Annotated in this window: 23 protein-coding genes; 6 read left to right on the top strand and 17 right to left on the bottom strand. The window is 74.0% G+C overall.

Annotated elements, in window-relative coordinates:
* Position 1: 1 nt before the first annotated feature.
* From gap to uvrA, 7 genes are all read right to left on the bottom strand, one after another.
* Entirely contained in the window at positions 2-997 is a 996-nt protein-coding gene (gene gap, locus INN71_RS14335) for a type I glyceraldehyde-3-phosphate dehydrogenase (RefSeq protein ID WP_277498157.1), read from the bottom strand.
* A gap of 98 nt (positions 998-1095) precedes the next feature.
* Positions 1096-2082, bottom strand: coding sequence for a DNA-binding protein WhiA (gene whiA / locus INN71_RS14340; RefSeq protein ID WP_277498156.1), 987 nt, complete (start codon positions 2080-2082; stop codon positions 1096-1098).
* Positions 2083-2121: 39 nt separating this feature from the next.
* Positions 2122-3120 (bottom strand): uridine diphosphate-N-acetylglucosamine-binding protein YvcK, encoded by a 999-nt coding sequence (gene yvcK / locus INN71_RS14345; RefSeq protein WP_277498246.1) that lies wholly within the window; start codon positions 3118-3120, stop codon positions 2122-2124.
* 44 nt (positions 3121-3164) lie between these two features.
* On the bottom strand, positions 3165-4070 hold the full coding sequence (gene rapZ / locus INN71_RS14350; protein WP_277498155.1) for an RNase adapter RapZ: 906 nt from the start codon (positions 4068-4070) through the stop codon (positions 3165-3167).
* Positions 4071-6056 (bottom strand): excinuclease ABC subunit UvrC, encoded by a 1986-nt coding sequence (gene uvrC / locus INN71_RS14355; RefSeq protein WP_277498153.1) that lies wholly within the window; start codon positions 6054-6056, stop codon positions 4071-4073. It abuts the gene before it with no gap.
* A gap of 13 nt (positions 6057-6069) precedes the next feature.
* Complete coding sequence (locus INN71_RS14360) at positions 6070-6501, bottom strand: Rieske (2Fe-2S) protein (protein ID WP_277498152.1); 432 nt, start codon at positions 6499-6501, stop codon at positions 6070-6072.
* Positions 6498-9605, bottom strand: a complete 3108-nt coding sequence (gene uvrA, locus INN71_RS14365) for an excinuclease ABC subunit UvrA (protein WP_277498151.1) — start codon at positions 9603-9605, stop codon at positions 6498-6500. The genes INN71_RS14360 and uvrA overlap by 4 nt, the downstream gene beginning before the upstream one ends.
* A 191-nt stretch (positions 9606-9796) precedes the next feature.
* Between uvrA and INN71_RS14370 the strand changes: the two genes are divergently transcribed.
* The 4 genes from INN71_RS14370 (at position 9797) to INN71_RS14385 (ending at position 13325) form a co-directional block, all read left to right on the top strand.
* Positions 9797-10468 (top strand): MBL fold metallo-hydrolase, encoded by a 672-nt coding sequence (locus tag INN71_RS14370; protein WP_277498150.1) that lies wholly within the window; start codon positions 9797-9799, stop codon positions 10466-10468.
* Positions 10465-10719 (top strand): hypothetical protein, encoded by a 255-nt coding sequence (locus INN71_RS14375; RefSeq protein ID WP_277498149.1) that lies wholly within the window; start codon positions 10465-10467, stop codon positions 10717-10719. The genes INN71_RS14370 and INN71_RS14375 overlap by 4 nt, the downstream gene beginning before the upstream one ends.
* 96 nt (positions 10720-10815) lie before the next feature.
* Positions 10816-11832, top strand: coding sequence for a DNA topoisomerase IB (locus tag INN71_RS14380; protein WP_277498147.1), 1017 nt, complete (start codon positions 10816-10818; stop codon positions 11830-11832).
* 146 nt (positions 11833-11978) lie between these two features.
* Positions 11979-13325 (top strand): dicarboxylate/amino acid:cation symporter, encoded by a 1347-nt coding sequence (locus INN71_RS14385; RefSeq protein WP_277498146.1) that lies wholly within the window; start codon positions 11979-11981, stop codon positions 13323-13325.
* Positions 13326-13381: 56 nt separating this feature from the next.
* Here INN71_RS14385 and INN71_RS14390 read toward each other — a convergent pair whose 3' ends face one another.
* A complete protein-coding gene (locus tag INN71_RS14390; RefSeq protein WP_277498145.1) occupies positions 13382-13918 on the bottom strand; it encodes a flavin reductase family protein in 537 nt (178 codons plus the stop codon).
* A 115-nt stretch (positions 13919-14033) separates the two neighbouring features.
* Here INN71_RS14390 and INN71_RS14395 point away from each other — a divergent pair, with 115 nt between their 5' ends.
* Together INN71_RS14395 and INN71_RS14400 are read left to right on the top strand one after the other, a co-directional pair.
* Positions 14034-15305, top strand: a complete 1272-nt coding sequence (locus INN71_RS14395) for an alpha/beta hydrolase (protein WP_277498144.1) — start codon at positions 14034-14036, stop codon at positions 15303-15305.
* Positions 15302-15982, top strand: coding sequence for a class I SAM-dependent methyltransferase (locus INN71_RS14400; RefSeq protein ID WP_277498143.1), 681 nt, complete (start codon positions 15302-15304; stop codon positions 15980-15982). The genes INN71_RS14395 and INN71_RS14400 overlap by 4 nt, the downstream gene beginning before the upstream one ends.
* Positions 15983-16008: 26 nt before the next feature.
* On the opposite strand, the gene der is transcribed toward INN71_RS14400, so the two are convergent.
* Genes der through INN71_RS14445 form a run of 9 tightly spaced genes read right to left on the bottom strand, consistent with a single transcriptional unit; the run spans position 16009 to position 23536 of the window.
* Positions 16009-17385: a ribosome biogenesis GTPase Der gene (der, locus tag INN71_RS14405; protein ID WP_277498142.1), complete on the bottom strand. Its 1377-nt coding sequence runs from the start codon at positions 17383-17385 to the stop codon at positions 16009-16011.
* Positions 17382-18197 carry a 1-acyl-sn-glycerol-3-phosphate acyltransferase gene (locus tag INN71_RS14410; RefSeq protein ID WP_277498141.1) on the bottom strand — a complete coding sequence of 272 codons (816 nt, stop codon included), beginning with the start codon at positions 18195-18197 and terminating at the stop codon, positions 17382-17384. Before INN71_RS14410 ends, der begins: the two co-directional genes overlap by 4 nt.
* A complete protein-coding gene (gene cmk, locus INN71_RS14415) occupies positions 18194-18931 on the bottom strand; it encodes a (d)CMP kinase (protein WP_277498140.1) in 738 nt (245 codons plus the stop codon). Before cmk ends, INN71_RS14410 begins: the two co-directional genes overlap by 4 nt.
* Before the next feature lie 11 nt (positions 18932-18942).
* The gene (locus INN71_RS14420) at positions 18943-20058 is read right to left on the bottom strand and encodes a prephenate dehydrogenase (RefSeq protein ID WP_277498139.1); all 1116 of its coding nucleotides are present in this window, start codon (positions 20056-20058) and stop codon (positions 18943-18945) included.
* Positions 20059-20114: 56 nt separating this feature from the next.
* Positions 20115-20876, bottom strand: a complete 762-nt coding sequence (locus INN71_RS14425) for a pseudouridine synthase (RefSeq protein ID WP_277498138.1) — start codon at positions 20874-20876, stop codon at positions 20115-20117.
* A complete protein-coding gene (gene scpB / locus INN71_RS14430) occupies positions 20873-21469 on the bottom strand; it encodes an SMC-Scp complex subunit ScpB (protein ID WP_277498137.1) in 597 nt (198 codons plus the stop codon). The genes INN71_RS14425 and scpB overlap by 4 nt, the downstream gene beginning before the upstream one ends.
* The gene (locus tag INN71_RS14435; protein WP_277498136.1) at positions 21466-22302 is read right to left on the bottom strand and encodes a ScpA family protein; all 837 of its coding nucleotides are present in this window, start codon (positions 22300-22302) and stop codon (positions 21466-21468) included. The genes scpB and INN71_RS14435 overlap by 4 nt, the downstream gene beginning before the upstream one ends.
* Positions 22299-22670 (bottom strand): hypothetical protein, encoded by a 372-nt coding sequence (locus INN71_RS14440; protein WP_277498135.1) that lies wholly within the window; start codon positions 22668-22670, stop codon positions 22299-22301. The genes INN71_RS14435 and INN71_RS14440 overlap by 4 nt, the downstream gene beginning before the upstream one ends.
* A complete protein-coding gene (locus tag INN71_RS14445) occupies positions 22655-23536 on the bottom strand; it encodes a ParA family protein (RefSeq protein WP_277498134.1) in 882 nt (293 codons plus the stop codon). Before INN71_RS14445 ends, INN71_RS14440 begins: the two co-directional genes overlap by 16 nt.
* Positions 23537-23539: the final 3 nt, after the last annotated feature.

Raw genomic sequence — 23539 nt, forward strand, 5'->3', positions numbered from 1 at the left:
GTCAGAGGGTCTCGCCGATGTAGGAGATCAGGTCCGCGAGGCGGTTGGAGTAGCCCCACTCGTTGTCGTACCAGCCCGCGACCTTCACCTGGTTGCCGATGACCTTGGTCAGCGGCGAGTCGAAGATGCACGACGCCGGGTCGGTGACGATGTCCGAGGACACGATCGGGTCGGTCGAGTACTTGAGGAAGCGCCCGTCGGCGGCCGCCTTGACGGCCTCGTTGACCTCCTCGACCGAGGTCTCGCGCGACGCCTCGAAGGAGAGGTCCGTCAGCGAGCCGGTCGGCGTCGGCACGCGCAGCGCGTAGCCGTCGAGCTTGCCCTTGAGCTCGGGCAGCACCAGGCCGATGGCCTTCGCGGCACCGGTCGAGGTCGGCACGATGTTGATCGCGGCGGCGCGGGCGCGGCGCAGGTCCTTGTGGATGTTGTCCTGCAGGTTCTGGTCGGCCGTGTAGGCGTGGACCGTCGTCATCAGGCCCTTGTTGATGCCGATGGCGTCGTTGAGCGCCTTGGCCATCGGGGCGAGGCAGTTCGTGGTGCAGGACGCGTTGGAGATGACCGTGTGGGCCGCCGCGTCGTACTGCTCGTGGTTGACGCCCATGACGATGGTGATGTCGTCGTTGGTCGCCGGCGCCGAGATGATGACCTTCTTGGCGCCGCCGTCGACGTGGGCCTTGGCCTTCGTCGCGTCGGTGAAGAAGCCGGTGGACTCGACGACGACGTCGACGCCGATGTCGCCCCACTTGAGGTCGGCCGGGTTGCGCTCCGCGAACGCGTGGATCTCGGTGCCGCCCACGACGATCGAGGTGTCGGTCGACGCGACGTCCGCGTCGAGACGACCCAGGATCGAGTCGTACTTGAGCAGGTGCGCCAGCGAGGCGTTGTCGGTCAGGTCGTTCACGCCGACGATCTCGATGTCGGCACCCGAGGCGCGGACCGCCCGGAAGAAGTTGCGGCCGATGCGGCCGAAGCCGTTAATTCCTACGCGAACAGTCACTGCTACTCGACTCCTAGGGATGCGTGACCCGGGGCCAGGACCCGGCTCGTTGGCGGGTTGCCGCTGCCGACCCTACCGAACCGGGGCCGCGCCCCGACTCAGACCTCCTCGGCGAGCATGTCCGGGGTCAGGGACGCCTCCGTGTCGGGGATCCCGAGGTCCTCCGCGCGCTTGTCGGCCATGGCCAGCAGCCGGCGGATCCGGCCCGCGATCGCGTCCTTCGTGAGGGCCGGCTCGTGCAGCTGGCCGAGCTCCTCGAGCGACGCCTGCTTGTGCTCCAGGCGCAGGTGGCCCGCGGTCTTGAGGTGCTCGGGGGCCTCCTCGCCGAGGATCTCCAGCGCCCGCTCGACCCGCGCACCCGCGGCCACCGCGGCCCGCGCGGAGCGGCGCAGGTTCGCGTCGTCGAAGTTCGCGAGGCGGTTGGCGGTGGCGCGGACCTCGCGCCGCATCCGTCGCTCCTCCCAGGCCATGAGCGCCTCGTGCGCCCCCAGCCGGGTCAGGAGGGCGCCGATGGCGTCGCCGTCGCGCACCACGACCCGGTCGACCCCGCGGACCTCACGGGCCTTCGCCTGGATCCCCAGACGTCGTACGACGCCCACGAGCGCCAGCGCGGCCTCCGGGCCGGGGCAGGTGACCTCCATCGAGGACGAGCGACCCGGCTCGGTCAGCGAGCCGTGCGCCAGGAAGGCCCCACGCAGCGCCGCGACCGCGTCGCACGCGCCACCGGAGACGACCTGCGGCGGCAGGCCCCGCACCGGCCGTCCACGCCCGTCGAGCAGCCCGGTCTGGCGGGCCAGCGCCTCGCCGTCCTTGACCACGCGCACCAGGTAGCGGCTGCCGCGGCGGATGCCGTTGCCCTGCACCAGCACGACGTCGGAGTCGTGGCCGAAGACCTCCTTGACGTCCTTGCGGAGGCGGCGGGCGGCTGCGCCGGTGTCGAGCTCGGCCTCCACCACGATGCGGCCGCCGACGATGTGGAGGCCGCCCGCGAAGCGCAGGAGCGTGGCCACCTCGGCCTTGCGACAGCAGTTCTTGGTGATGTGCGTGTTGGAGAGCTCCGCCTTCACCTGGGCCGTCATCGCCATGCGCGCCATCCTGCCACGCCGCGCCGGTGACCGCTCGCCTCAGGAGGACGGGCCGGGCTGGACCGGTGGGCCCGCCGGGGCCGGCTCGGTCGTGGCGCCCATCACCCGACCGAGCACGGCGGCGAGCCGGGCGGGGTCGTGGCGGGGGGTGCCGTCACCCGCCGCCACGTCCGCGACGACCAGCCGCCCACCCAGCCGCGCGACCGCGGTCTCGAGGGCGCCGGTGTCCGCCACCGCGGCCGTGTCGGCCACGACCGTGTCGATCCGCAGGTCGGGCGCGTGCTCGAGCAGCGCGGCCAGGTGCTCCTCGGGGCCGTAGCCGGCGGTCTCCCCCGGCTGCCCCTCGAGGTTGAGGACGACCGCGACCCGCCCGCGCGTGCCGACGATGGCCCGCCGCAGGTCGGGGACCATGAGGTGCGGGATGACGGAGGTGTACCAGCTGCCCGGCCCCAGCACGACCCAGTCGGCGGACCGGACGGCGTCGACCGCCTCGGGGCAGGCCTCGGGGTCGGCCGGGTCGAGCTGGATGCCCTCGATGCGCCCGGCGGTGCTGGCCACCTCCACCTGGCCCCGGACGCGCACCACCTCGCCGTCGAGCGCGACGTCGGCCGTGATGTCCATGGGTGTCACCGCCATCGGCAGCACCCGGCCCTGCGCGCCGAGCAGGCGCCCGACCCAGTCGAGGGCCGGGACGCTGTCGCCCAGCAGCTCCCACAGGCCGACGATGAGCAGGTTGCCGACCACGTGGCCCCGCATCTCGCCCTCGCCGGCGAACCGGTGCTGCAGCACCTCCGCCCACGTGCGGCCCCAGTCGTCGTCGCCGCAGAGGGCGGCCAGCGCCATCCGCAGGTCACCGGGCGGCAGCACACCGAACTCGCCCCGCAGCCGCCCCGACGACCCGCCGTTGTCGGCCACCGTCACGACCGCCGTCAGGTCGCCGACGACGCGGCGCAGCGCGGCCAGCGACGCGTGCAGGCCGTGGCCCCCGCCGAGGGCGACGACGCGGGTGGCGGGCAGCGGGACCGTCCGCGGCCCCAGGGGGCCGGTCGGACCCAGTGCGGCGGCCGCGTCGGTGAACGAGCTCACTCGCGTCCGAGGTCGCGGTGGGTCGCCCGGACCTCGTAGCCGTGCTCGCGCAGCCGCGCGGCGATCTCCTCCGACATCGCGACGCTGCGGTGCTTGCCGCCGGTGCACCCGACGGCGACGGTCATGAACCGCTTGCCCTCGGCCAGGTAGCCCTCGGCGACGGTCTGCAGCAGGGGGACGAACTGCTCGAGGAACAGCTCCGCCCCGGGTCGCTCCTTCACGTACGTCGCCACGTCGGGGTCCTGCCCCGTGAGCGGGCGCAGCTCGGGCACCCAGTGGGGGTTCGGCAGGAACCGCATGTCGGCGACGTAGTCGGCGTCGACCGGGATGCCGTACTTGAAGCCGAAGCTCACGACCCGCACCTTGAGCCGGGTCGTGTCGGGCGTGCCGAACGCGTGCGCGACCCGCTTCGTCAGCTGGTGCACGTTGAGGTTGCTCGTGTCGATGACGAGGTCGGCGGTCGAGCGCAGCTGGGCCAGGACCGCGCGCTCACGCTGCAGCCCGTCGAGCAGGCGCCCGCCACCCTGGAGCGGGTGCGGGCGCCGGGCGGCCTCCTGCCGGCGTACCAGCACCTCGTCGGTGGCCTCGAGGAACACGAGCGTCGCGTGCCGGCCCGTGGCCCCCTGGGCGAGGTTGACCTGCAGGCTGTCGAAGAACGACCCCGAGCGCACGTCGACCACGACGGCGATGGGCTGCTGGGGCCCCTTGCTCTCGTCGACGAGACGCACGACGTCGCGCAGCAGCGCCGGCGGCAGGTTGTCGACCACGTAGAAGCCCAGGTCCTCCAGCTCCTTCGCCGCGGTGCTGCGCCCGGCGCCGGTCATGCCGGTCACGACCACGAGCTGACCCGCGGTCGTGGCGGCTGGGGCGGGGGCGGTGCTCGACGGGACGGGCTCGTCCACTCAGTCCTCCTCGATCTCACCGGTGGCGGTGTTGATCCGCACATTCTGGCCCCGCGCGCGCCGCTGCGCGTCGTCGGCCGCCAGCGCGTCCTTGATCGCCGCCGCCGTCGACGGCCCCACACCGGGGACCATGGCGATCTCCTCGACCTCGGCCTGGCGCAGCTTGCGCAGCGAGCCGAAGTGCTTGATCACGCTGCGGCGGCGCACCTCGCCGAGCCCGGGCACGTCGTCGAGCACGCTCTCGACCATCGACTTGGAGCGCCGCGAGCGGTGGTGGTTGATCGCGAACCGGTGGGCCTCGTCGCGGATGCGCTGCAGCAGGTAGAGGCCCTCCGAGGTGCGCGGCAGGATCACCGGGTCCTCCTCCCCCGGCACCCACACCTCCTCGAGGCGCTTGGCCAGGCCGACGATCGGCACGTCGTCGATCCCGAGCTCGTCGAGCGCCCGCTGCGCGGCCGCTACCTGCGGCGGACCGCCGTCGACGACGACGAGCCCCGGGGCGTAGGCGAACTTGCGCGGTCGCCCCGTGTCGGGGTCGACCAGCATGGGGCCCGTCGTGTCGTCGCCGGGCCGCAGCTCGGAGCGGGCCTGCTCGTCGAGCAGCCGGCGGAACCGGCGCGTGATCACCTCGTGCATGGAGGCGACGTCGTTCTGGCCCTCGACGCCCTTGACGACGAAGCGGCGGTACTCGCCCTTGCGGGCCAGCCCGTCCTCGAACACCACCATCGACGCCACGACCTCGGTGCCCTGCAGGTTGGACACGTCGTAGCACTCGATGCGCAGCGGCACGTCGTCGAGGTCCAGCGCGGCCTGGATCTCCTCCAGCGCCCGGTTCCGGGTCGTGAGGTCGCTGGCGCGCTTCGTCTTGTGCAGGGCGAGCGCCTGCTGCGCGTTGCGCTCGACGGTCTGCTGCAGGGCGCGCTTGTCGCCGCGCTGCGGGACGCGGACCTGCACCTTGCCGCCGCGCAGCTCGCCCAGCAGCTGCTCCACGGTGGCGACGTCGCTCGGCAGCTCGGGCACCAGCACCTCGCGGGGGATCGCGTCGCCGGCCTCCCCGCCGTACAGCTGCAGGAGGAAGCCCTCCACGAGCTCGGGGGTGCCGCCCTCGTCGGTGCGGTCGGCGACCCACCCGCGCTGGCCGCGGATGCGTCCGCCCCGCACGTGGAAGACCTGCACGCCCACCTCGAGCGGGTCGGCGGCCAGGGCGATGACGTCGGCGTCCGTGCCGTCGCCGAGCACGACGGCCTGCTTCTCCAGGGCCCGCTCCAGCGCGCCCAGGTCGTCGCGCAGCCGGGCGGCCCGCTCGAAGTCGAGGGCGTCGCTGGCGGCGAGCATCTCGCGGTGGATGCGCTTGGTGAACGCCGCCGTCTGCCCCGCCATGAACGCGCAGAAGTCGTCGACGATCGCGCGGTGCTCCTCCGCGCTGACGTTGCCGACGCACGGCGCGGCGCACTTGTCGATGTAGCCCAGCAGGCAGGGGCGCCCCACCTGCTGCGAGCGCTTGAACACCCCGTTGCTGCACGAGCGCATCGGGAAGACGCGCAGCAGCGTGTCGACGGTGTCCCGGATGGCCCACGCGTGGCTGTAGGGCCCGAAGTAGCGCGTGCCCTTCCGCTTCGCGCCCCGGCCGACCATGACGCGCGGGAACTCCTCGGAGACCGTGACGGCCAGCCACGGGTACGACTTGTCGTCGCGGTACTTCACGTTGAAGCGCGGGTCGAACTCCTTGATCCAGGAGTACTCCAGCTGCAGCGCCTCGACCTCGGTGCCCACCACCGTCCACTCGACGCTCGCCGCCGTGGTCACCATCGTCGCGGTGCGCGGGTGCAGCGCCGAGATGTCCTGGAAGTACGACGACAGCCGCGCCCGCAGGCTCTTCGCCTTGCCGACGTAGATCACCCGGCGCTGGGCGTCGCGGAACCGGTAGACGCCCGGCTGCGTGGGGATCTCCCCCGGCTTCGGGCGGTAGGTCAGCGGATCGGCCACGGCCGCGGCCCCCTCACGCGAACGTGACGTCGGTGCCGTCGACGGCGACCGCCACCTCGGGCAGCGGCTCCTCCGCCGGCCCGTCGAGCACCGCGCCGTCGTCGATCGAGAAGAGGCTGCGGTGGCACTGGCACACGATCGCGCGGTCCTCGACCTGGGTGACCCTGCAGCTCTGGTGGGTGCAGATCGACGAGAACGCCTTGAATGTGCCCGCCTGCGGCTGCGTCACCACCACCGCCGGGTCGTCGACGATCACGCCGCCACCCACCGGTACGTCGGCCGCCGCCACGATGACCTCGCCCGGGGCGCCGTCGGGCGCGGACACCTCCGTCTCGCCGCCGCACGCCGCGAGCAGCGGCGCACCGGCGGCGCTGCCCGCCGCGACCCGCACGAACCCGCGGCGGCCGAGCGCCGGCGTACCGGACGACCGGTCCCGGGGGCTCACGCCCGGCTCCGGGCGCCCGCGGTGGCCGGGGTCTTCCCCGCCGGGGTCTTCCCCGCCGGGGTCTTCCTCGCCGTCGCCTTCTTCGCCGGGGCCTTCTTCGCCGGGGCCTTCTTCGCCGGGGCCTTCTTCGCCGGGGTCTTCCTCGCCGCAGCCTTCTCGGCCTGGTCGGCGGCCGCGGCCGCCTTCGCCGCGGCCTTCACCGCACCCTTGCCGCGCAGCGGCTCGGGCGCCGGGTCGCGCGGGGGCTGGGCGCTCGCGGCCCGGCCCTCGAGCAACGGCGCGAGGAAGCGGCCGGTGTGGCTCTCGGGCACGGCCGCGACGTCCTCGGGCGTGCCGCTGGCGACGACCGTGCCGCCGCGCGAGCCGCCCTCGGGGCCCATGTCGACGACCCAGTCCGAGGTCTTGATGACGTCCAGGTTGTGCTCGATGACGAGCACCGTGTTGCCCTGGTCGACCAGGCGGCCGAGCACGTCGAGCAGGCGGCGGATGTCCTCGAAGTGCAGACCCGTCGTCGGCTCGTCGAGCACGTAGATCGTGCGACCGGTCGAGCGGCGCTGCAGCTCGGTGGCGAGCTTGACGCGCTGCGCCTCGCCGCCGGACAGGGTCGTGCCCGGCTGACCGAGGCGCACGTAGCCCAGACCGACCTCCATGAGGGTGGACAGGTGCCGGTGGATGACCGGGACGGCGGCGAAGAACTCGACCGCCTCCTCGATCGGCATGTCGAGCACCTCGGCGATGGTCTTGCCCTTGTAGTGCACCTCGAGCGTCTCGCGGTTGTAGCGCGCGCCGTGGCACACCTCGCACGGGACGTAGACGTCCGGCAGGAAGTTCATCTCGATCTTCAGCGTGCCGTCTCCGGCGCAGGCCTCGCAGCGCCCGCCCTTGACGTTGAACGAGAAGCGGCCGGGCAGGTAGCCGCGCACCTTGGCCTCGGGCGTCTGCGCGAAGAGCTTGCGGACGTGGTCGAACACCCCCGTGTACGTCGCGGGGTTGGACCGCGGGGTGCGCCCGATCGGCGACTGGTCGACGTGGATCACCTTGTCGACGTGCTCCGTGCCGGTGATCTTGCGGTGCCGGCCGGGCACGGCCTTGGCGTTGTAGATCTGCTTGGCCAGCGAGGCGTAGAGGATGTCGTTCACGAGCGTCGACTTGCCCGAGCCGGAGACGCCGGTGACCGCGACGAAGACCCCGAGCGGGAAGGTCACGTCGATGCCGTGCAGGTTGTTCTCCCGCGCGTCGACGACCGTCAGCTCGCGGCCCTTCGTCAGCGGTCGGCGCACGGCCGGGACGGGGATCTCGCGGCGGCCCGAGAGGTACTGCCCCGTGATCGAGTCGGGGTGCGCGTAGAGGTCGGCGACGCTGCCCGAGTGCACGACCTGGCCGCCGTGCTCGCCGGCGCCCGGCCCGACGTCGACGACCCAGTCGGCGACGCGGATCGTGTCCTCGTCGTGCTCGACGACGATGAGGGTGTTGCCGAGGCTCTTGAGCCGCAGCAGCGTCTCGATGAGCCGCTGGTTGTCGCGCTGGTGCAGGCCGATCGACGGCTCGTCGAGCACGTAGAGCACGCCGACGAGGCCGGCGCCGATCTGCGTCGCGAGCCGGATCCGCTGCGCCTCGCCGCCCGACAGGGAGCCCGAGGGCCGGTCGAGGCTCAGGTAGTCGAGGCCGACGTCGAGCAGGAAGCGCAGCCGCTCCTGGATCTCCTTGAGCACGTTGGCCGCGATCTGGCGCTGACGCGACGACAGCTCGAGCCCGTCGAGGAACTCCGACGCCTCGTTGAGCGGCATCGCGCAGACCTCGGCGATGTTGCGCTCGCCGACGGTCACGCTGAGCACGACGGGCTTGAGCCGGGCGCCCTTGCACGTGGGGCAGGGCACCTCGCGCATGAAGCCCTCGAACCGCTCGCGGCTCGTGTCGGACTCCGCCTCGCGGTGCCGGCGCTCGACGTACGCCCGCACGCCCTCGAAGTCGGCGTGGTAGGCCCGCTCGCGGCCGTAGCGGTTGCGGTGGCGCACGTGCACCTTGGTCGCGCGACCGTCGAGGATGGTGCCGCGGGTCTTGGCCGGCAGCTCGTCCCACGGGGTGTTGAGGTCGAAGCCGAGCTCGTCGCCGAGCGCGGCGAGCAGCCGCAGGAAGTAGTCGGCCACGTGCGCGCCGGTCCACGGCGCGAGCGCGCCCTCGCCCAGCGTCGCCGTCGGGTCGGGCACCACGAGCTCGGCGTCCACCTCCATCCGCACGCCGAGGCCGGAGCACTCGGGGCACGCGCCGTAGGGGGCGTTGAAGGAGAACGAGCGCGGCTCGAGCTCGTCCACCTCGAGCGGGTGCTCGTTGGGGCACGCCAGCTTCTCGGAGAAGCGCAGCTCGCGGTCGGGGTCGTCGTCGGGCAGGTCGACGAAGTCGAGGATGACGAGACCGCCCGCGAGGCCGAGCGCGGTCTCGACCGAGTCGGTGAGCCGCTGCTTCGACGACGCCTTCACCGCCAGGCGGTCGACCACGACCTCGATCGTGTGCTTCTTCTGCTTGTCGAGCGTCGGGGGCGTGTCGAGGGCGTGCGTCACGCCGTTGGTGCGGGCGCGCGAGAAGCCCTGCGTCGTCAGCTGGCGGTAGAGCTCGAGGTACTCGCCCTTGCGGCCGCGCACGACGGGCGCGAGCACCTGGAAGCGGCGCCCCTCCTCCAGGGTCAGGACGCGGTCGACGATCTGCTGCGGCGTCTGGCGCTCGATGACGGCGCCGCAGACGGGGCAGTGCGGCGTGCCGGCCCGCGCGTACAGCAGGCGGAGGTAGTCGTAGACCTCCGTGATGGTGCCGACCGTCGAGCGCGGGTTGCGCGACGTCGACTTCTGGTCGATCGACACCGCCGGGGAGAGGCCCTCGATGAAGTCCACGTCCGGCTTGTCCATCTGCCCCAGGAACTGCCGGGCGTACGCCGAGAGCGACTCGACGTAGCGGCGCTGGCCCTCCGCGAAGATCGTGTCGAACGCCAGGCTCGACTTGCCGGAGCCCGACAGGCCCGTGAAGACGATGAGGCTGTCGCGCGGCAGGTCGACCGAGACGTCCTTGAGGTTGTGCTCGCGAGCGCCTCGGATGATCAGCTGGTCGGCCACGGTGGTCCTTCTGCTCGGTGGGGACGGGCGCCAGGGATCGGCACCGTCGTCGCGTCGAACAAGTTTTCGACATCGGGCACGGATCTGCAAGCCGACGCGCACCCGCCAGGTTGTCACCCCGGGGCAAGCGGGCCGCACGGGCCCGGTCGAGCGCCCGCCGTGCCACCAGCCCGGCGGCCTAGCATCGGCCCATGACCTACACCGGCCACGTCGTCCCGGGCGGGGAGCCCGCCGTCCGCGAGCTCCCCGGGCTCGTCGTCACCAAGGTCGCCGTCGATGCGACGATGGCGAACAACGCCTACCTGCTGCGCTGCCGCAGCACCGGGGCGCAGCTGCTCGTGGACGCCGCCGACGACGCGCGCGTGCTGCTCCGCCTGGTCGGCGAGGGCGGGCTCGAGGCCGTCGTCACCACCCACCAGCACTGGGACCACCACCGCGCCCTCGCCGAGGTCGTCAGCGCCACCGGCGCCCCCACCCTCGTCGGCGCCCCCGACGCAGCCGCCGTCACCGAGCAGACGGGCGTCCCCGTGACCCGGGCGCTGGAGCACGGCGACCGCGTGCGCTTCGGCGACGTCGAGCTCGGCGTCATCGCGCTGGCGGGCCACACCCCGGGCTCGGTCGCGCTCACGTACGACGACGGCTCCGGCGCGCCGCACCTGTGGACGGGCGACTCGCTCTTCCCCGGCGGCGTCGGGAACACGTTCGGCGACGAGGCCGCGTTCGCGCAGCTGATCGACGAGGTCGAGACCAAGGTGTTCGGGACGCTGCCGGACAGCACGTGGTTCTACCCCGGCCACGGCGACGACTCGACCCTGGGCGCCGAGCGGCCCCACCTCGCCGAGTGGCGCGAGCGGGGCTGGTGAGGGTCCCGTTCCGGCGGGCCGAGCGGCCGACCTCGGACGCCGCCGCTGCGGGAGCCGGCTCGATTCCTCGCTGCTGCGACACCATGGCGTACCAGCTCGCCCACCGGTGCGACGTGCACGAGGACCCGCAAGACTGCCCGGACGTCGTCGTCATGGCGACCGGTGGTGGGTTCCGGTTGCCCATCCACGACGGCGGGAGCAGCGGCATCGCCATCGAGCACTGCCCCTGGTGCGGGACGCGGCTGAGCTGACCGCCGGACGTCATGCAGAGGGGGCGCCGGGTACCTCGGTCGGGATGACGTCCGCGAGGGTCGGGCGCCGCTGGCCCGGCTGACTAGGCTCGCTCCATGCCGCGCCTGCGCAGGACGTCGCCGGAGCAGCCGGGGTGGACCCGGCGGCGGGTGGGGCGCGGGTTCACCTACCTCGACGAGCACGGGCAGCGTCTGGGGCCCGCGGAGCGGGAGCGCGTCGAGGCGCTGGTCATCCCCCCGGCGTGGCGCGACGTCTGGATCAAGCCGTACCCGAACGGCCACCTCCAGGCGGTCGGCACCGACGACGCAGGCCGGCGGCAGTACCTCTACCACCCCGTCTGGCGCGAGCAGCGCGACGCCGCGACGTTCGACCGGATGGTCGACTTCGGCACCTCGCTGGAGCGCGCCCGGCAGAGCGTGCTGGGCCACCTCGGGCTCGACGGGATGCCCCAGGAGCGCGCCGCGGCGACCGCGGTGCGGCTGCTGGACCTCGGCTACTTCCGCATCGGCAACGACGTGTACGCCGACACGAACGGCAGCTTCGGCCTGACCACGCTGGAGCGTCGCCACGTGCGCCGGCGCGGCGGCGTGCTGGTCTTCGCGTTCACCGGCAAGTCGGGCGTCGACCACCGCATCGAGATCGACGACGTGGTGGTCGTCGAGGCGCTCGGCATCATGCGCCGTCGCCGCGGTGACGACCCGCGGCTGCTGGCCTTCAAGGAGGTGCGGCGCTGGCGCTCCGTGCTCCCCCCGCTGGTCAACGAGTACGTGCGGGAGACGACCGGCATCGACGCCACGGCGAAGGACTTCCGCACCTGGCACGCCACCGTGCTCGCCGCGGCCGCCCTGGCCGCCACCGACGAGCCGGGCGAGACCGCGGCCTCGCGCAAGCGGGCCGTGAGCGGCGCCATGAAGGAGGTCTCGTCGTTCCTCGGCAACACCCCGACACTGGCCCGCTCCTCCTACGTCGACCCCCGCGTCGTCAGCGCCTACGAGGAGGGACGCACGATCGGCGACGTCGTCGGCCGGGAGTTCGCGACGGTCGACGAGCGGCAGGCAGCGCTCGAGCGGGCGACCCTCGCGCTGCTCCGCGACGAGCAGCAAGTCGGATAGCTTGAACAGCAGTAGGTCGGCTGGAATAGGCGGGCGACGGGCGCCGTTGTGGCCTCTCGTGCCCGCGGGACCCCGCGGGCGGCGCGCCGCCCCCGGGCGCGTCCGTCGCGGCCCGACCCGGGCCTCTCGGAAAGGCAGCACCTCCCGTGCCCGACTTGACGCCCGACTCGACGCAGCGGACCTCCCGTCCGCGGCCCGCCCTCCTCCGGACGCCGTTCTGGGCGCAGATCGTGCTCGCCCTCGTGCTCGGCGTGGCGCTGGGCCTCGTGGCCCGCGTGGGCGAGGTCGACTGGCTCACGACCACCCTGCAGACCGTCGGCGACGTGTTCATCGGCCTGCTCAAGGCCGTCGTGCCGCCGCTGGTGTTCGTCGCGATCGTGGTGAGCATCGCCAACCTGCGCCAGGTCGCGAACGCCGCGCGGCTCGCCGCGCAGACGCTGCTGTGGTTCATGATCACCTCGCTCATCGCGGTGGCCATCGGCATCACCCTGGGCCTGCTCACCAACCCCGGCGGCGCGGCCGACGTGGCGCCGACGGACGCGTCGTACGAGGGGTCCACGGGCTCCTGGCTGGACTTCATCACGGGCCTCGTGCCGGCCAACTTCCTCGGCATCTCGTCGTCGGAGAGCGGCATCAGCTTCAGCGTGCTCCAGATCGTCGTCGTCGCCCTCGCCGTCGGTGCGGCCGCGCTGAAGGCCGGCGACAAGGCGGAGCCGTTCCTCGGCGTCATGCGCTCGTTCCTCGCCGTGATCCAGCAGATCCTGTGGTGGATCATCCGCCTCGCGCCGCTCGGCACGCTGGGCCTCATCGGTGCCGCCGTGGCCTCCTACGGCTGGGACCTGCTCGGCCCGCTCGCGGTCTTCACCATCGACGTCTACGTCGGCTGCGCCATCGTGCTCTTCGGCGTCTACCCGCTGCTCGCGAAGCTGCACGGCCTGTCCCCCACCAAGTACTTCTCCGGCGCCTGGCCCGCCATCCAGCTCGCGTTCGTCTCCCGCTCGTCGGTCGGCACCATGCCGCTGACCCAGCGCGTGACGGTGCGCAACCTGGGCGTGCCCGAGGAGTACGCGTCCTTCGCCGTGCCGTTCGGCGCCACCACGAAGATGGACGGCTGCGCCGCCATCTACCCCGCGCTGGCCGCCATCACGGTCGCGCAGATCTTCGGCATCGAGCTCGGCATCCAGGACTACCTGCTCATCGCGTTCGTGTCCGTGATCGGATCGGCGGCCACCGCCGGCCTCACCGGCGCCGTCGTCATGCTGACGCTGACCCTGTCGACGCTCGGCCTGCCCGTCGAGGGCGTCGCCCTGCTGCTCGCCATCGACCCGATCCTCGACATGATCCGCACCGCGACGAACGTCGCCGGCCAGGCGCTCGTGCCCACGATCGTGGCCAAGCGGGAGGGCATCCTCGACCAGGCGCGGTACGACGCGCCCCGCGGCGACGTCATCGGCGAGGACCCGCTCGAGGCCTCCGCGGCGAAGGCGGCCTGAGCCCCCGGCAGCACCCGGGTACAGCCGCCAGCAGGACCCCGCGCCCGGTCCCCGTCTCAGCGACGGGGGCCGGGCGCGACCGCTTCCTCGCCCAGCACCCGGGCGTAGCGGCCCTCGTGGTAGAGCAGCGGACCGGTGCCCGCCGTGCTGCGGGCGACCCGCCGTACCCGGCCGACGACGACGTCGTGGTCGCCCCCCGCGTGGACGGCCTGCACGGTCGCCTCGACGTGGGCCAGTGCGCCGACGAGACGCGGCGCTCCCCCGTGGCCGGGCTCCCAGGCGAGACCGGCGAACCGCTCCCCGGCGCCCGAGGCCATCGCCGTGGCGACCCCCGCCTGGTCCTCGGCCAGCACGTTCGCGCAGAAGCTCCCGGCGCGGCGCACGCGCGGCCACGTGCGCGACGTGCGGGCCGGGCAGAACAGCACGAGCGGCGGGCGCAGCGACAGGCTCGCGAACGACTGGACCGTCATCCCCACGGGCTCGCCCTCGTCGAGGGCGGTGACGACCACGACGCCGGTGGCGAACGTGCCGAGCACGTCGCGGAAGTGCGTGAGCGGGACGTCGCGGAGCGGGAGGCCTGGAGTCTGCGTCACCGGACCATCGTCCCACCGGCCCCGACCCGGGCACGCGCGGGCGCGCACCGGCGGCAGGTGACCGGTCGGTAACCCACCCTCGCCGGGCGCCCACGCGGGTCCTACAGTCGCCCCCGTGGGACTCCTCCGCCGCCAGCTCGCCCTCGCCGCCCTCTCCGCGAACGCGTTCCGGCCGCCGCGCGGCCTGCGCTCCGGCATGTACGCCTTCGCCGCCGGCTGGCTCACCAGCGAGCTCGCGCCCCAGCTGCTCGGGCTCACCGCCCTCGACGCCGCGACGCACCGGCCGGTGCCGGGCGACCGCCGGCGCACGGCGGGCCTGCTGCTCGCCGCGGGCAACGCCGCGGCGCTCACCACGATGGTGGTGCAGGCGCAGCGGGTCAAGGGCAGCACCGAGCGGGCGCTGGTCGAGGCCCTCGGCGTCGACTACGTCGAGCAGCTCGACGCCGCACCCACGCCGTCCGACCTCGCCCTGCCGTGGCGGCAGCTCGCCGTGCCGTTCCGGATCCGCACGCCGGGCGTGCACGTCGAGCGGGACATCGCGTACGCCGACGCGGGGCGCCGCACGATGCTCGACGTCTACCGGCCGAGCCAGCCCGTCCACCCCGACGGGGCGCCCGTGCTGCTGCAGGTGCACGGCGGCGCCTGGCGCGTCGGCAGCAAGGAGCACCAGGCGATCCCGCTGATGCAGCACATGGCCAGCAAGGGCTGGGTGTGCGTGTCGATCAACTACCGCCTCGCCCCGCGCGACCCGTGGCCGGCGCACGTCGTCGACGTCAAGCGCGCCATCGCCTGGGTGCGCGAGCACATCGACGCCTACGGCGGCGACCCGTCGTACCTCGCCATCACGGGCGGCTCGGCCGGCGGCCACCTGGCCTCCCTGGCCGCGCTCACCCCCGGCGACCCCGCGTTCCAGCCCGGCTTCGAGGACGCCGACACCCACGTCGACGTCGCGGTCCCGCACTACGGCGTCTACGACTTCGCCGGCGCCAGCGGCCTGCCCCGCGCCATCCGGATGCGCGACCGGTTCCTCGGCCCGTTCATCCTGCAGCGCCGCTTCGACGAGGAGCCGGAGGTCTTCGAGGCGGCCTCGCCGCTGCTGCGGGTGGGCCCCGACGCCCCGGACTTCTTCCTGCTGCACGGCACCACCGACAGCCTCGTCAACGTGCAGCAGGCCCGCCTCATGGTCGAGCGGCTGCGGGCGGTCTCGCGCCGCTCGGTCGTGTACGCCGAGCTGCCCGGCGCCCAGCACGCGTTCGACACCCTCCCGTCGATCCGCAGCGCCCACGTGGTGCGGGCCATCGACCGCTACCTGCACTGGCACTGGAACGGGTGGCGCGGCCGGCCCGTCGGCGACTCCCCCGCCGAGCTCGCGGAGGAGCAGCGATGAGCGCCGCGACGCCCGCGGAGTCGTCCGCCGGGATGCCCGCCGACCTGCTCGAGCACGCCCTGGCGGCGAAGGGCTTCATGCCGCCCGACGAGGGCCTGCTGCTGCACCGCTGGGCCCGGGCGCGCCTGCCCCACGGGGTCGTGCTGGAGGTCGGGACCTACTGCGGGAAGTCCGCCGTCTACCTGGGGGCGGCGGCCCGCGAGGTCGGCGGCACGGTCGTCACCGTCGACCACCACCGCGGCTCGGAGGAGAACCAGGCCGGCTGGGAGCACCACGACGCGACGCTCGTCGACGCCGAGTCCGGCCTGATGGACACCCTGCCGGTCTTCCGCCGCACCATCGAGCGCGCCGGGCTCGAGGACCTCGTGGTGCCCGTCATCGGGCGCTCCACCACCGTCGCCGCGCTCTGGCGCACGCCGCTGTCGATGCTCTTCGTCGACGGCGGCCACGCCGAGGTGCACGCCCACGCCGACTACACCGGCTGGGCCCGCTGGCTCGCCCCGGGCGCCGCCCTCGTCATCCACGACGTGTTCCCCGACCCCGCGGACGGGGGGCGGCCGCCGTACGACGTGTACTGCCGCGCCCTGGACTCCGGCGACTTCGCCGAGGTCGACGCGCTCGGCTCGATGCGCGTGCTCGAGCGCGTGCGGGGTGCGGCGGGCGACGCGGTCAGCTGATCGCCGCGCCCGGGACCGCCCCGCGGTCAGCGCTTGCGCTTCTCCCGCACGCGCTGGGTGATGACGATCGGCGTGCCCACGAAGCCGTACTCCTCGCGCAGCCGGCGCTCCACGAACCGCTCGTAGGACGCGTCGAGCTTGCCGGAGGTGAAGAGGATGAACGTCGGCGGCGCCGTGGAGGGCTGCGTGCCGAACATGATCTTCGGCTGCTTGCCGCTGCGCACCGGATGCGGGTGCTCGGCGACGAGGCGACCGAGGAACGCGTTGAGCGCACCCGTGCCGACCCGCGTCTCCCAGCCCTCGATGGCCCGGTCGAGGGCGGGCACGAGCCGGTCGACGTGCCAGCCCGTGCGAGCCGTGATGTTGATGCGCGGGGCCCACTGCACCTGCACGAGCTCGCGCTCGATCTCGCGGTCGAGGTAGTAGCGCCGCTCCTCGTCGACCGTGTCCCACTTGTTGAAGGCGATGACGAGGGCGCGGCCGGCCTCGCGGATCGTCTGCACGATGCGGAGGTCCTGCTCGGAGATGGAGGCGCCGCCGTCGACGACGAGCACGGCCACCTCCGCGCGGTCGATGGCGGTCGAGGTGCGCAGCGAGGCGTAGTACTCGTGGCCCGACGCCTCCTTCACGCGCTTGCGGATGCCCGCGGTGTCGATGAAGCGCCAGGTGCGCCCGCCCAGCTCGACCAGCTCGTCGACCGGGTCGACCGTGGTGCCCGAGGCGTCGTCGACGACGACGCGCTCCTCCCCCGCCAGCTTGTTGAGCAGCGACGACTTGCCGACGTTGGGCTTGCCCACGATGGCGATGCGGCGCGGGCCGCCGGGCACGGCGTCGACGAACTCGGGCGGCTCGGGCAGCACGTCGAGGATCGCGTCGAGGAGGTCGCCGGACCCACGGCCGTGGATGGCGGAGACCGGGTGGGGCTCGCCCAGGCCCAGGTTCCACAGGCCGTAGGCCTCGGTCTCGGTGCGCTGGTCGTCCACCTTGTTCGCGGCCAGCACGACGGGCTTGTCGGCCTTGCGCAGCACCCGCACGACCGCCTCGTCGGCGTCGGTGATGCCCACGGTCGCGTCGACGACGAAGAGCACGGCGTCGGCCAGCGACACGGCGATCTCGGCCTGGGCGCGGATCCGCTCGGCGAGGCCGCGGGCGTCGGGGTCCCAGCCGCCGGTGTCGACGACGGTGAAGGCCCGGCCGTTCCACTGCGCGTCGTAGGAGACGCGGTCGCGGGTCACGCCGGGGCGGTCCTCCACGACGGCCTCGCGACGCCCGATGATGCGGTTCACCAGGGTCGACTTCCCGACGTTCGGCCGTCCCACCACCGCCAGCACGGGCAGCGGTCCGCCGTCGGGGTCGCCGGGCAGGTCCCCGGCGGCGGCGGGCTGGTCGTCGTACTCGGTCATGGTGCTCCTGGTGGGGATCCGGGGTCGAGGAGGACGAGCCCCGCGTAGGGGTCCTCCTCCAGGTCGTCGGGCGGCAGCGGCCCGGGCAGGTCGCGCCCGGTCGCGGCGCGCGCGGCGTCGAGGGTGGTCAGCATGTACCGTCGCAGCAACAACGAGGCCTCCTCGACCTGTTCCCGCGTGCGCGGCCACGGCTGCCGCGGCAGCCGTAGGGGCTCACCGTAGTAGAGGTCGACGTGGGCGCCACGTCGCGGCAGGTCGCCGCTGCGCCCGCCGGGCTCGCGGGTGCCCAGGATCACGACCGGTACGACGGGTGCCCCGGTCACCAGGGCGAGGTACGCCGGGCCGCGGTGGAAGCGCGACAGGTCCCCCGGGCCGCGCCGGCCCTCGGGGAAGACGCCCACCACGCGCCCCGCGCGCAGCAGGCCGAGGCACGTGCGGATCGCCGCGGGGTCGGGGCGGAACCGGTCGAGCGGCACCTGCCCGCAGGTCCGCAGGAACGCCCCCAAGGGGCCGGTGAACATCTCGACCTTGGTGAGCGCGTGGGCCGGGCGGGGGCTGAAGATCGCCAGCAGCGGCCCGTCGGCCCAGCCGACGTGGTTGGCGGCCAGCACCACGCCGCCGCGCCGCGGCACCCGCTCCGGGTGGTGCAGGCGCACGGAGAACCGGCGGCGGATCAGCCAGCGCGACGCGGGTCGACCTCCGTGGAGCAGCCAGCGGCGGGGCAGCGGCACGCCGTCGCTGCGGGGGACCTCGCTGGGCCCGTCACCCCGGTCGGCGGGCCACCGCGCCGGGGACGCCGGCGCCGACGTCACGCGGGGGCCTCGACCGCCCGGGCGAGCGCCACCACCTGCCCGACGACCTCGTCGAGCGTGTACGGCGTCGTGTCGATCGCCACGGCACCGTCGGCCAGCACGAGGGGCGCCGTCGCCCGGCCGGAGTCGATCGCGTCGCGGGCCAGCAGCGACTGCTCGGTGGCGGCGACGTCGCTGCCCCCCTCCTCGCGGGAGCGGCGCGACGCGCGCGCGGAGGGGTCGGCGCTGAGGTAGACCTTGACGGGGGCGTCCGGCCACACGACGGAGCCGATGTCGCGGCCCTCGACCACGATCCCGCGGCCGGACGCGAGCGTCTCGGCGATGATGGCGCGCTGCTGCTCCAGCAGGCGGGTGCGCACCTCGGGCACCGCGCTGACCGGGCTGACCGCGCCGTTGACCTCGGGCGTGCGGATCGGGGCCGAGACGTCCTCGCCGTCGACCTGGATCGTGGGCGCCGCCGGGTCGGTGCCCGAGACGAGCCGGGGCTCCGTCGCCCGGTCCGCGACCGCGGCGGCGTCGTGCACGTCGACGCCGCGACGCAGCATCCACCAGGTGATGGCCCGGAACTGCGCGCCGGTGTCGAGGTAGGCCAGCCCGAGCCGCTCCGCCACGCCCCGCGAGGTGCTCGACTTGCCCGAGCCCGAGGTGCCGTCGACGGCGACCACGAGGGGCGCGCCGGCGTGCTGCGGCTCGTGCTCGGGGGCGGGCGGGACGGGCGTGTCGGTCGGGCTCACGGGCGAGCAGCCTACCGGTGCGTCACCCAGGCCCGCTCCTCGAGCGAGGCCAGCAGGTGCTCCGCCCGGGTCGCGTCCACGACGAGCTCGACGAGACCGGTGGGGCGACCCGGGTCGTGGTCGATGCGGATGTCCTCGATGTTGACGCCGCTGGCCACCGCGTCGGCGAAGAGGCGCGCCAGCGCTCCCGGGGCGTCGGGGACCGAGACCCAGACCGAGCGGAGGGGGCGCGGGGGTCCGCCGTGCTTGGCGGGGATGGCCCGGGTGCCCGCGACGCCGCGCTCGAGCACGGCGCCCAGCTGGTGCCGGTCCCCCTCCCCCACGGCGGCGATCACGCGGTCGAGCTCCGCCCGCACCTCGGTCAGCAGGTCGAGCACGGCGTCCGCGTTGCCGGCGACGATCTGGCCGTAGAGCGCGGGGTCGCCGGCGGCGACGCGCGTCACGTCGCGCACCCCCTGACCGGCCAGCGCGAGGTGCTGCTCCGGCGCCTCGGCCAGACGCCCCGCCACGAGCGCGGAGAGCAGGTGCGGCACGTGCGAGGTGCGGGCCACCGCGCGGTCGTGCTCGGCCGGGGTCAGCCACACGACGACGGCACCGCAGGTGCGCACCACGGCCTCCACGAGCTCCACCGCGGACCGCGGCGCGTCCGGGTGCGGCGTGATGGCCCACGGTCGGCCCTCGAACAGGGTGGACGAGGCCGCGAGCGGGCCGGACCGCTCGCTGCCCGCCATCGGGTGCGACCCGACGTACCGGGCGACCTCCCCGGCGGCCGGACCCGCGAGCACCTCGCGCAGCGGCTGGTCCTTGATGCTGCCGACGTCGGTGACGACCGCGCGGGGGTGGCGCAGCAGCCGGTCGGTGACCACCGCGCCCAGGGCGTCCGGGGGCACCGCCACGACGACGAGCGCCACGTCGGGGTCGGGCACGGTGGCCGCGTCGAGACCGGCCCCGAGCTGCGTGGCGGTGCGGACGTTCTCCGGCTGCGCGTCGGCGACGAGGACGTCGTGGCCGGCGGCCGTCAGCGCCAGGGCGACGGAGGTGCCGATCAGCCCCGCTCCGACGACGAGGACGGTGCCGGGGGCCGCTGCGGTCCCCGGCGGCGGGAGATCAGGGGGCGCCTCGGACACCGGCACAGGCTACTGCCCGGGCGCGGGGGTCGGAGCCGGGTGGTCGGGGCCGGGTGTCAGAGCCGGGCGCTGTCGAGCAGCGCGCCGAGCTCCTCGCGGGTCAGCTCGCGCAGCTCCCCGTTCCGCATGCCCCGCAGGTCGACGGGGCCGATGCGGGTGCGGGTCAGGCGTCGTACCGGGTGACCCACCTCGTCGAGCAGGCGACGCACGATGCGGTTGCGGCCCTCGTGCAGCACCAGCTCGACGATGGAACGGCCCCGCGCGCCGCCGGCGCCACGCTCGACGAGGCGGACGCCGGTGAGCGTCACCGGCCCGTCCTCGAGCTCGACGCCGTCGCGCAGCCGGGTCAGCGTCTCGCGGCTGACGTCGCCGTCCACCTCGGCCACGTAGGTCTTGTCGACCTCGTACGACGGGTGCGCCATCCGCTGCGCGAAGTCGCCGTCGTTGGTGAGCAGGATCAGCCCGCTGGTGTCGGTGTCGAGCCGCCCGACGTGGAACAGCCGCTCGGGGCGGTCCGCCACGAGGTCCGACAGGGTGCGGCGGCCCTCGGGGTCGCTCATCGTCGAGACCACGCCGCGGGGCTTGTTGAGCACGAGGTAGACGTGGTCGGAGATCGGCGGCAGCCGCTCGCCGTCGACGCGGATCACCGCGGTGCGCGGGTCGACCTTCGTGCCGAGGCGGGTGACGACCTCGCCGTCGACCTCGACGAGGCCGTCGAGCATCAGCTCCTCGCAGCGGCGGCGCGACGCCACCCCCGACTGGGCGAGCAGCTTCTGCAGCCGCACCAGGCCCTCGGCGTCGGTCTCGATCTCCCTCATCGTCCGGGCTCCTCCAGGTCGTCCATCGCGGGCAGGTACGGCGCGAGCTCGGGCAGCTCGTCGAGCGAGGTGATGCCGAGGCGCTCGAGGAAGTACGACGTCGTGCGGTACAGGTGCGCGCCGCTCGTCTCGTCCTGCCCGGCCTCCTCGACCAGGCCGCGGGCGAGCAGGGTGCGCATGACGCCGTCCACGTTGACGCCCCGCACCGCCGAGACGCGGGCCCGCGACACCGGCTGCTGGTAGGCGACGATCGCGAGCGTCTCGAGCGCGGCCTGCGTCAGGCGGGCCGACTGCCCCTCGAGGACGAACCGCTCGACCACGGGCGCGAACTCCTCGCGCGTGTAGTAGCGCCAGCCCCCGGCGACGGCGCGCAGCTCGAAGCCGCGCCGCTGCGCGGCGTACCCCGCCTCGAGGTCGCGCAGCGCGGCCTCGACCTCGTCGACGGAGCGCCGGAGCGCCGCGGCGAGCACGACCGCGGGCAGCGGCTGGTCGGCGACCATCAGCACCGCCTCGAGCGCCGGGTGCAGGTCTGCGGGGTCGAGGCCGGGGTCGGGGCCGGCGTCGGGGGTCGGGCCGTCGGGCTGGGTGGTCATCGGTCCTCCTGGGCCGGCACGGGGGTGCCGTCGAACTCGTCGGTGATCTCGACGTCGGTGGTCTCGCCCCCGGTCCAGCGCACCGTGAGCTCGCCGAGGGCGACCGCCTGGTCGAAGGCGACGACGCCCTCGCGGAACAGCTCGAGCAGCGAGAGGAAGCGGGCCACCGTCGTCAGGGTGTCGGGGGCGTCGGCCACCAGCGAGCGGAACGTCAGCGCGCCCTGGCGCCGCAGGCGCGCCACGACGACCGCCGCCTGCTCCCGCACGCTGACCGCCGGGGCGTGGATGTGCGCCAGCGACACCTCCGGCGCGGCGCGGGGCGCCGAGGCCCGGGCCGCGAGGCGGGCGAACTCCTCCAGCCCGATGCCGATGAGCACCTCCGGCAGGAGCGTCGCGAACCGCTCGTCGAGGCCGACCGCACGAGGGTGGCGCAGGGACTCCTCGGCCAGCCGACGCTCGAGCACCCCGGCGACCTGGCGGTACGCCTTGTACTGCAGCAGCCGGGCGAACAGCAGGTCGCGGGCCTCCAGCAGCGCGAGGTCCTCCTCGTCCTCCACCTCGGCCGACGGCAGCAGGCGGGTGGTCTTGAGGTCTAGCAGGGTCGCCGCGACGAGCAGGAACGACGTCGTCTGCTCCAGGTCCCAGACCGGGCCACCGGCCTTGACGTGGGCGATGAACTCGTCCGTCACCCGCGACAGGGCCACCTCGGTGACGTCGAGCCGGTGCTTGGCGATGAGGTTGAGCAGGAGGTCGAACGGTCCCTCGAAGTTGTCGAGGCGGACCGCGAAGGCCGGCGCCGCGTCAGCGGTGGGCTCGGGGTCCGCGAGCGTCATCCCTCGCCACGCAGGCGCCGCGCGAGCGCGCTGGCCTCGCCGTTCTCCTCCAGGTCGGCCAGCGCCAGCGCGACGGCCTCGCGGACCAGCCGCCCCCGGTCGACCGCCGTGCCCAGCTCGGCCCGCAGCCGCAGCCGCGCCTGCTCGATGTCGAGCAGCTCGGCGGAGGTCACGTAGACCGTCATCTTCTCGTCGTGCTTGACGCGCCCGCTCGGTCGTCGCGCCCCCGCCGGCTGCGCCGAGGCGCTCGCCGACCCGTCCGCCGGGGCGGGTACGGCGGGTGGCGCCGGCGCTGCGTCGCCGTCCGCGACGGGCGCGGTCGGGCGGAAGAGGTCGTCGGCCGGCGGCAGGCTCACGCGCCGGGCCACCGGGCGAGCACCTCCTTCGCGAGCTGGCGGTAGGAGTCGGCCCCCGTCGACTTCGAGGCGTAGCTGGTGATGGGCTCGCCGGCGACCGTGGAGTCGGAGAACTTCACGGTGCGGCGGATGACGGTGTGGAAGACCGTGTCGCCCCACGCCTGCACCAGGCGCTCCATGACCTCGCGGCCGTGGAGAGTGCGCCCGTCGTACATGGTGCCGAGCACCCCGTCGATCGTCAGGCGCGGGTTGAGCCGCTCCGCGACCTTGTCGATGGTCGTCTTCAGCAGGGCCACGCCGCGCAGCGCGAAGTACTCGCACTCCAACGGCACGATGACGCCGTCGGCGGCGGTCAGGGCGTTGACGGTCAGCAGGCCGAGTGAGGGCTGGCAGTCGATGAGCACGACGTCGTACCGCTCGACGGCGGGTGCGAGCACCCGCGCGAGGGTCTGCTCGCGGGCCACCTCGTGCACGAGCTGCACCTCGGCGGCCGACAGGTCGATGTTGGAGGGCAGCAGGTCCATGCCCGGCACGCCGGTCTCCACGACGACGTCGTCGATGGTGACGTCGCGCTCCATCAGCAGGTTGTAGACCGACAGGTCCATCTCGTGCGGGTTGAGACCGAGGCCGACCGAGAGCGACCCCTGGGGGTCGAAGTCGACGAGCAGCACGGTGCGGCCCAGCTCGGCGAGCGCGGCACCCAGGTTGATCGCGGTCGTCGTCTTGCCGACGCCGCCCTTCTGGTTGCACATCGCCACGACGCGGCCGTTGCCGTGGTGGGTGACCGGCGGGGGCTCCGGGAAGACCGGGAGCGGCCTGCCGGTGGGTCCGAGCCGCTCGGTCGCGGTGTCGGTGGCGAACGGCAGGGGGTCGGTCACGCG

It is taken from the genome of Nocardioides sp. ChNu-153 (genome assembly GCF_030466625.1).
GTDB lineage: Bacteria > Actinomycetota > Actinomycetes > Propionibacteriales > Nocardioidaceae > Nocardioides.